Raw genomic sequence first — 7,404 nt, 5'->3', positions numbered from 1 at the left:
ACTTTGGTATTATTCTTTTTCCCAGAAATGTTCTCATCAGGTGTAGAGCCAATTAATGCCATGCTGCTTGGCGATATTCCAACTGGGCTGCCTGATTTCAACATGCCAACTTTTGAAACTAGCATTGTTGTAGATATGGTTGCAGCAGGCATGATGCTGGCTATTTTAGGATCAATTGACTCATTACTAACTTCATTAGTATCAGATGAAATTACACGTACACATCACAAGTCAGATCGTGAATTAATTGGCCAAGGTATTGGTAATACACTTTCTGGCTTATTTGGCGGTTTGCCAGGTGCGGGTGCAACTATGCGCACCATGACCAACGTAAAGGCTGGCGGTTTAACGCCAATATCTGGTGCCCTACATGCGATCCTATTACTGGCAATCGTATTGGGTGGTGCACAATATGCTAAAGAAATTCCATTGGCAGTATTGGGCGCAATCTTGGTTAAGGTTGGTACTGATATTATTGACTGGGAATATCTTAAGAGCTTGGTTTCTACACCAAAATCTGGCGCCTTAATCATGATTGTAGTACTAGGCATTACTGTGTTTTACAACCTAATGGCCGCTGTTGGCGTTGGCCTTGTTATGGCAAGCTTAATCTTCTTGCAAAGAATGACTGATGTGCAACTGGCAAGTATTGTATCTGTGCAAACCATCGAAGAGGCATCTCACCTTGATGAAACACATCAAGAGCTAATTCGTGCTGGCAACACACTGTTCTATCAATTAAACGGTCCAATGAGCTTTGGCTCTGCAAAAGGCATTGTTAGAGACTTCTCAACCAAATCAGATTACAACAGAGCCATCTTAGACTTGTCTAACGTGCCTGTTATTGACTACACCACATCCCGCTCAATCGCTGAAATTTGTAATATTTGCCTAGAGAAATCTGCTGATATCACCATTGTTGGTGCAAATATCAAAGTTAGATATTTTCTTGAAAATATTGGCATTGATAAAGAGCTTATTAGCTAACCCTTTATCAACTGTTCATTAAAAAAGCCTGCGTAAGCAGGCTTTTTTAATATCTAAGCAAAATATTAATAATTAAAAATTTTCATCCCAATCAACTAAAATTTGACGCTTATCCATATCAATAGAAATTAGAAACGGCTCTATATAAGGCACCCAATGTTCATTATCGCCATTAATAACCATGACGCTATTTGAGCCGGTATCCACCATATAAGAAATTTTCCCTAATAGAATGTTGTTTGTATTAATTACTTCTAAATTAGTGAGCTCATCCCAGTAGTACTTGCCTTCTGGTAATTTTGGCAATTGCGATCTTTCAATATATAACTCTGTACCGATATAATTTCTAGCCACTTCTCGATCATTAACCCCTTTAAGTTGCGCAACAATGGTCTTGCCCTGTTCACGGCCTTTGATTGCTTCTAGTGTTGTCCACACACCATCAACTTCAATGTGCCACGGCTTATAAGAGAGAATGTTTTTCCTGGGATTGGCGTATGAAAATAATTTCACCCAGCCCTGAACGCCAAAAAGGCCATTAATCTGTCCGATCAATAGCCTTTTATTGTTAGTGTTATGACTCACTACTTACTCAGCAGGTGCATCTTCCTCTGTTGACTCTTCAGCCGCTGCCGCTTCAGCTTCTGCAGCAGCCTTAGCCTCTGCCTCTTCAGCCGCTTTCTCAGCTGCTTCAGCATCTGCTTTAGCTTTTTCTTCTGCTGCTAATTTAGCTGCAACTGCTGCCGCTCTAGACTCTTGAGCTGCAACACGCTTTTCACGAATTGAAGGATCTTTAAATTCTTTAACAAGTTGTTTAACACGATCAGAAACTTGTGCGCCTTTTGACGTCCAGTAATCTAATCTGTCTTCTTCGATAGTAAGCCTAACCTCTTGTCCACGAGCGACTGGATTAAAGTATCCGATACGCTCAATATAGCCACTGTCTCTACGCTTGCGTGAGTCTGTTGCTACGATTGAATAAAAAGGTTTTTTCTTGGCTCCACCGCGGGCTAGTCTAATTTTAACCATGGGTTTTTTGCTCCTTTGTTTATTAAAAGCTTACACCGAAAAGGTATAAGACGCGAGATTATATCAGTTTTTCTAATGCTTCTGCTAGTTTTTGCGCATCACCAGTATAATTCATTGGCGTTAATTCTGCTAAAGCTTGCTTTGCCTCTTCTGGCATATCCAAATCTTTAACAAATTCTGCTAACACTTGTGCATCAATCGTATTGCCACGAGTCAATGCTTTTAGCTTCTCATATGGATTTTCAATACCGTACCGACGCATTACTGTTTGAATTGGCTCTGCCAACACTTCCCACGAAGAATCAAGATCTTGATGTAGGCGCACTTCATTTGTTTCTAGTTTGCCAATACCTTTGGCAATAGACGCATAAGCCACCAAACAATGTGCACAACTAACCCCTAAATTTCTCAGTACAGTTGAGTCTGACAAATCACGCTGCCAGCGAGAAATAGCCAACTTATCTGCTAAATGTGTATTGATTGCATTGGCAAGACCTAGATTCCCCTCGCCATTTTCAAAATCAATTGGATTGACCTTGTGTGGCATCGTTGACGAGCCCACCTCCCCTTCAATGGTTTTTTGCTTGAAATAGCCAAGCGACACATAACCCCAAATATCACGACAAAAATCAATCAATATCGTATTGAAACGATTCATTGAATGAAAATACTCAGCCATATAGTCATGCGTTTCAATTTGTGCGGTATACATTGCATAGTTCACACCCAAGCCTTCGATAAACTGCTGGGAAATAGCTTGCCAATTTAAATCTGGATAGGCCGATAAATGCGCATTAAAATTACCCACTGCGCCATTAAACTTACCCATTACCTCCACACTTTCCAAATGCTCAATCTGGCGCTTCAAACGAAAAGCAAAGTTGGCCATCTCTTTACCAACTGTTGTTGGCGAAGCTGTTTGACCATGGGTACGTGATAGCATCGGGATGGCTGCATTATCTTTTGCCAGTTTGCCAATTAATGACAATACATTTTGCATCTGTTTAAGCATCACTTGACGACCATCAATCAACATTAAAGCGTGTGACAGGTTGTTAATATCTTCTGATGTACACGCAAAATGGAAGAATTCACTCACTGCATTAAGCTCTGCATTGTCTTTAATCTTATCTTTTAAGAAATACTCAACTGCTTTAACATCATGATTAGTTGTGCGCTCAATATCTTTTACAGCTTGAGCATCTTCTAGTGAAAAATTGGCTGCAATATTGTTTAAATATTGAGCGGCTGTCTGGCTAAATTCAGGCACTTCTGCTATGTCCACATTATCAGACATAGCCTGTAGCCACTTAACCTCGATTAGAACCCGATATTTAATTAGGCCGAATTCACTAAAAATAGCGCTAAGTGCGCTAGCTTTATCAAAATAACGCCCATCAATTGGGGAGATAGCAGTAAGGTGTGTTAGATTCATAAGGTTGCCTATCAGAGGAGATCTGCCTTATATTTCATAATATGAAAAATAAAAACTATAATATGAAAAACTTGGCAGCAATAAAATGATAGAATTATACGCTTTATTACTGACGAGAGAACACAATGAAATCAGCCTATCTTCAACACGTTAGCGAACGTCAACAAGACAACTTGCCTCCTTTGCCACTGAATGCCGAACAAGTTGCTTCGGTAGTTCAACACCTTATCAAGGGTGATGAAGACGAATTTTATTTAGATCTACTCACTAATCGTGTACCGCCTGGCGTTGATGAGGCTGCCTATGTTAAAGCGGGATTCTTAGCAAGTATTGCCAAGAATGAGCAGCAATGTCATGCAATCGATCAAGCACGAGCAACTTTTTTATTAGGCACCATGGTTGGTGGCTACAACATTGCACCAATGATAGATTTACTCGATAACGAAACACTGGCGCCAATTACTGCAACCGGACTATCGCACACACTACTTATGTTTGATGCCTTTTATGACGTTAAAGAAAAGGCTGATGCGGGCAATTTGGCGGCCCAACAAGTCTTGCAATCTTGGGCAGATGCTGAGTGGTTTACCAGTCGTGAAAAAGTTGCTGAAAAGATTTCAGTCACTATCTTTAAGGTCACAGGCGAAACCAATACAGATGATTTATCTCCTGCACCTGACGCTTGGTCTCGACCGGACATTCCACTACACGCTCTAGCCATGTTAAAAATGACACGAGATGGTATTAATCCAGAAGAGCATGGCAAAGTGGGTCCAATTAGCCAAATTGAAGCGCTTCAAGAAAAAGGCTTTCCACTTGCTTATGTTGGTGATGTTGTTGGTACAGGCTCTTCACGTAAATCGGCTACCAATTCAGTTTTATGGTTTATGGGTGATGACATTGATTATGTACCCAACAAGAAAGACGGCGGTATTTGCTTAGGCGGAAAAATTGCACCTATCTTTTTTAACACCATGGAAGACTCTGGTGCATTACCAATCGAACTGGATGTCGCTCAGCTTAAGATGGGCGATGTTATAGATATATACCCATACGAAGGTGTCGTTAAAGCGCATGATACCGACACGGTATTGAGTACATTCAAATTAAAATCAGATGTTATTCTCGACGAAGTGCAGGCTGGAGGTAGAATCCCTCTAATTATTGGTCGCGGACTCACAACGCGCGCACGTGAGGCGCTAGAACTTGAGCCTTCCACGCTATTCCGTTTACCTGTAGAAATACAAGATACAGGTAAAGGCTATTCATTAGCGCAAAAAATGGTGGGTAAAGCTTGTGGTGTTGAAGGGATTCGTCCTGGTACTTATTGTGAGCCTAAAATGACTACTGTTGGCTCTCAAGATACCACAGGGCCAATGACACGAGATGAATTAAAAGATTTGGCTTGTTTAGGGTTTTCAGCTGATTTAACCATGCAGTCTTTTTGTCATACAGCAGCCTATCCAAAACCAGTCGATGTAGAAACACACCACACCTTGCCTGATTTTATTATGAACCGTGGCGGCATCTCGCTACGCCCTGGTGACGGTATTATCCACTCATGGCTAAATCGCATGCTATTGCCAGATACAGTAGGTACAGGTGGCGATTCCCATACACGCTTCCCAATTGGAATTTCTTTTCCAGCGGGCTCAGGTTTGGTTGCATTCGCTGCAGCAACTGGCGTTATGCCATTAGATATGCCAGAGTCAATTTTGGTGCGCTTTTCTGGCGAGATGCAGCCTGGTATTACACTGCGTGATATGGTTAATGCTATTCCTCTTAAAGCGATTGAAAAAGGCTTGTTAACTGTTGCTAAAGAAGGAAAAATCAACGCCTTCTCCGGCAGGGTATTAGAAATAGAAGGTCTGCCGAACCTTAAGGTTGAGCAAGCTTTTGAGCTGTCTGATTCTGCTGCTGAGCGTTCAGCTGCCGGTTGTTCTATCCATCTAGATAAGGCGCCAATTATTGAATACTTAAACTCAAATATTGTAATGCTTAAGTGGATGATTGCACAAGGCTATGGCGACAAGAGAACCATTGCCCGTCGAATTCAAGCTATGGAGAAATGGCTAGCCAACCCTGAGCTCATGAAAGCAGATGACGATGCAGACTACGCCGAGGTGATTGAGATTAACATGAGTGATATCAAAGAGCCGATTTTGGCCTGTCCAAACGACCCTGACGATGTAAAAACACTATCTGATGTTGCCAACACCAAGATTGACGAAGTATTTATCGGTTCATGTATGACCAATATTGGCCATTTTAGAGCAGCTGCACAGCTGTTAAAAGACAAGTCTGAGCTAAATACTGAGCTTTGGATTGCACCCCCAACACGCATGGATGAAAAGCAACTTAAACAAGAAGGGGTATACGATACCTTTAGTGCGCTGACTGAGCACACTGAAATGCCTGGCTGTTCACTTTGCATGGGTAACCAAGCACGCGTTAAAACCAGTGCAACCGTAGTATCAACCTCAACACGAAACTTTCCAAACCGTCTAGGTGATGAAACAAACGTTTATCTATCATCTGCTGAAGTGGCTGCCATTTCTGCCAAGCTGGGTCATATCCCTACTGCACAGGAATACTTATCTGAAATGAAGGGAATCAAGCCAATGGAAGCTCAAATATATCAATATCTAAACTTTGATCAGATTGATGAATACGAAGATCAGGCAATCACTGTTCCGGTAGAGAATATCTTAGAATCGTAGAGTTAAGTGGCATGCCATACAAGCATGCCCACTTTATAAAGACAATAAAAAAGCCGCAGTTAGCGGCTTTTTTATTGTCTTCGAGATTAAGAATTACTTAATTTTAGCCTCTTTGTACATAACGTGCTGTCTTACTACAGGATCAAACTTTTTAACTTCAACCTTTTCCGGATGAAGACGTTTGTTTTTAGTTGTTGTGTAAAAATGACCTGTCTTAGCTGATGATACTAATTTAATTTTTTCTCTCATGATCTACTCCTAAACCTTTTCGCCACGTGCGCGGATTTCTTTAAGCACTTCTTCAATGCCTTTTTTGTCAACAATTCGCAAACCTTTAGCTGTTAACTTAAGCTTTACAAAACGGTTTTCACCCTCCACCCAAAAGCGGTGCGTGTGAAGATTTGGATAAAAACGACGACGCGTTCTGTTGTTTGCGTGTGATACATTATTACCACTAATTGGTCGCTTACCAGTTACTTGACATACCTTTGCCATGACTCTACCTTTCAAAAATCTAAAAGAAACAAATTATACTTAAAATTATTTCACTTTCCAGGCTAAATTTTATAAAAAATCTATTTACTATTGCGTTAACTAACTGTATCATACACCACTTCGGAGGGATGGCAGAGCGGCTGAATGCACTGGTCTTGAAAACCAGCAAGGATTAATCTCCTTCCAGGGTTCAAATCCCTGTCCCTCCACCATTTTATCCCTTATGCAGCAAGGGTTCAAGCTGACAAACCCCCTTTCAATGACAACATTTTGACAACAGGCGCAAATTTTAATGCCTCATCAAGATGATTTGGAGCTAGGTGAGCATACCTCATAGTCATTGTTAAATCACTATGCCCAAGTATTCTTTGCAGTGTCAAAACATCGCCACCATTCATAATAAAATGACTTGCAAAAGTATGTCTTAATATGTGAGTACTTTGCCCTTCTGCTTTTTTAATACCAGATCTTTTATAACAACTTGCAAAAGTATCGGCGTGCGCCTTTAAAGGTAAATTTAACTCGGCGGCTATATCTGCCCTTATTGGAATATATCTGTTCTTGCCACTCTTGGTATTAAATAAACTAATTTTGCCGTTTTTGAGGTGCTCAGGCTGCAATCCTTTGGCTTCACCCCACCTAGTTCCACAAGTTAAACATATCAATACGCAAAGGTAAGTATCATGAAAAAACTCTGATTTATAGATCTACATCAGAGTTTTTTATCAATATTGTAAA

The 7,404-nt window shown here is 40.8% G+C and carries 8 protein-coding genes and 1 tRNA gene; 3 read left to right on the top strand and 6 right to left on the bottom strand.

What is annotated here, in order from left to right:
* Window positions 1-987 (top strand): SulP family inorganic anion transporter (locus tag ABNR88_RS06590; RefSeq protein WP_291928915.1); only part of this gene is annotated, 987 nt, incomplete at its 5' end.
* 72 nt (window positions 988-1,059) lie between these two features.
* Here the strand turns inward: ABNR88_RS06590 and rimM are convergent.
* The 3 genes from rimM to purB are packed head-to-tail and all read right to left on the bottom strand — an operon-like array spanning window position 1,060 to window position 3,451.
* The gene (gene rimM, locus ABNR88_RS06585; protein ID WP_348670204.1) at window positions 1,060-1,542 is read right to left on the bottom strand and encodes a ribosome maturation factor RimM; all 483 of its coding nucleotides are present in this window, start codon (window positions 1,540-1,542) and stop codon (window positions 1,060-1,062) included.
* A 33-nt stretch (window positions 1,543-1,575) separates the two neighbouring features.
* The gene (rpsP, locus tag ABNR88_RS06580) at window positions 1,576-2,016 is read right to left on the bottom strand and encodes a 30S ribosomal protein S16 (RefSeq protein ID WP_291928920.1); all 441 of its coding nucleotides are present in this window, start codon (window positions 2,014-2,016) and stop codon (window positions 1,576-1,578) included.
* A 58-nt stretch (window positions 2,017-2,074) separates the two neighbouring features.
* Window positions 2,075-3,451 (bottom strand): adenylosuccinate lyase, encoded by a 1,377-nt coding sequence (gene purB, locus ABNR88_RS06575; RefSeq protein WP_291928924.1) that lies wholly within the window; start codon window positions 3,449-3,451, stop codon window positions 2,075-2,077.
* 125 nt (window positions 3,452-3,576) lie between these two features.
* Here purB and acnB point away from each other — a divergent pair, with 125 nt between their 5' ends.
* Complete coding sequence (acnB, locus tag ABNR88_RS06570; protein WP_291928928.1) at window positions 3,577-6,171, top strand: bifunctional aconitate hydratase 2/2-methylisocitrate dehydratase; 2,595 nt, start codon at window positions 3,577-3,579, stop codon at window positions 6,169-6,171.
* 93 nt (window positions 6,172-6,264) lie between these two features.
* On the opposite strand, the gene rpmG is transcribed toward acnB, so the two are convergent.
* On the bottom strand, window positions 6,265-6,420 hold the full coding sequence (gene rpmG / locus ABNR88_RS06565; RefSeq protein ID WP_103453233.1) for a 50S ribosomal protein L33: 156 nt from the start codon (window positions 6,418-6,420) through the stop codon (window positions 6,265-6,267).
* A gap of 9 nt (window positions 6,421-6,429) precedes the next feature.
* Window positions 6,430-6,666, bottom strand: coding sequence for a 50S ribosomal protein L28 (gene rpmB / locus ABNR88_RS06560; protein ID WP_291928931.1), 237 nt, complete (start codon window positions 6,664-6,666; stop codon window positions 6,430-6,432).
* Window positions 6,667-6,788: 122 nt separating this feature from the next.
* Between rpmB and ABNR88_RS06555 the strand changes: the two genes are divergently transcribed.
* Window positions 6,789-6,878 (top strand) — tRNA-Ser (locus tag ABNR88_RS06555).
* 24 nt (window positions 6,879-6,902) lie between these two features.
* Here the strand turns inward: ABNR88_RS06555 and ABNR88_RS06550 are convergent.
* On the bottom strand, window positions 6,903-7,286 hold the full coding sequence (locus tag ABNR88_RS06550) for a tyrosine-type recombinase/integrase (RefSeq protein ID WP_348670203.1): 384 nt from the start codon (window positions 7,284-7,286) through the stop codon (window positions 6,903-6,905).
* Between the last annotated feature and the right edge of the window lie 118 nt (window positions 7,287-7,404).

The sequence above is a fragment of the uncultured Candidatus Thioglobus sp. genome (assembly GCF_963981275.1).
Classification (GTDB): Bacteria; Pseudomonadota; Gammaproteobacteria; order PS1; family Pseudothioglobaceae; genus Thioglobus_A.
The sequence above is the reverse complement of the archived record's forward strand: the minus strand, read 5'-3'. Positions and strand labels throughout refer to the sequence as shown.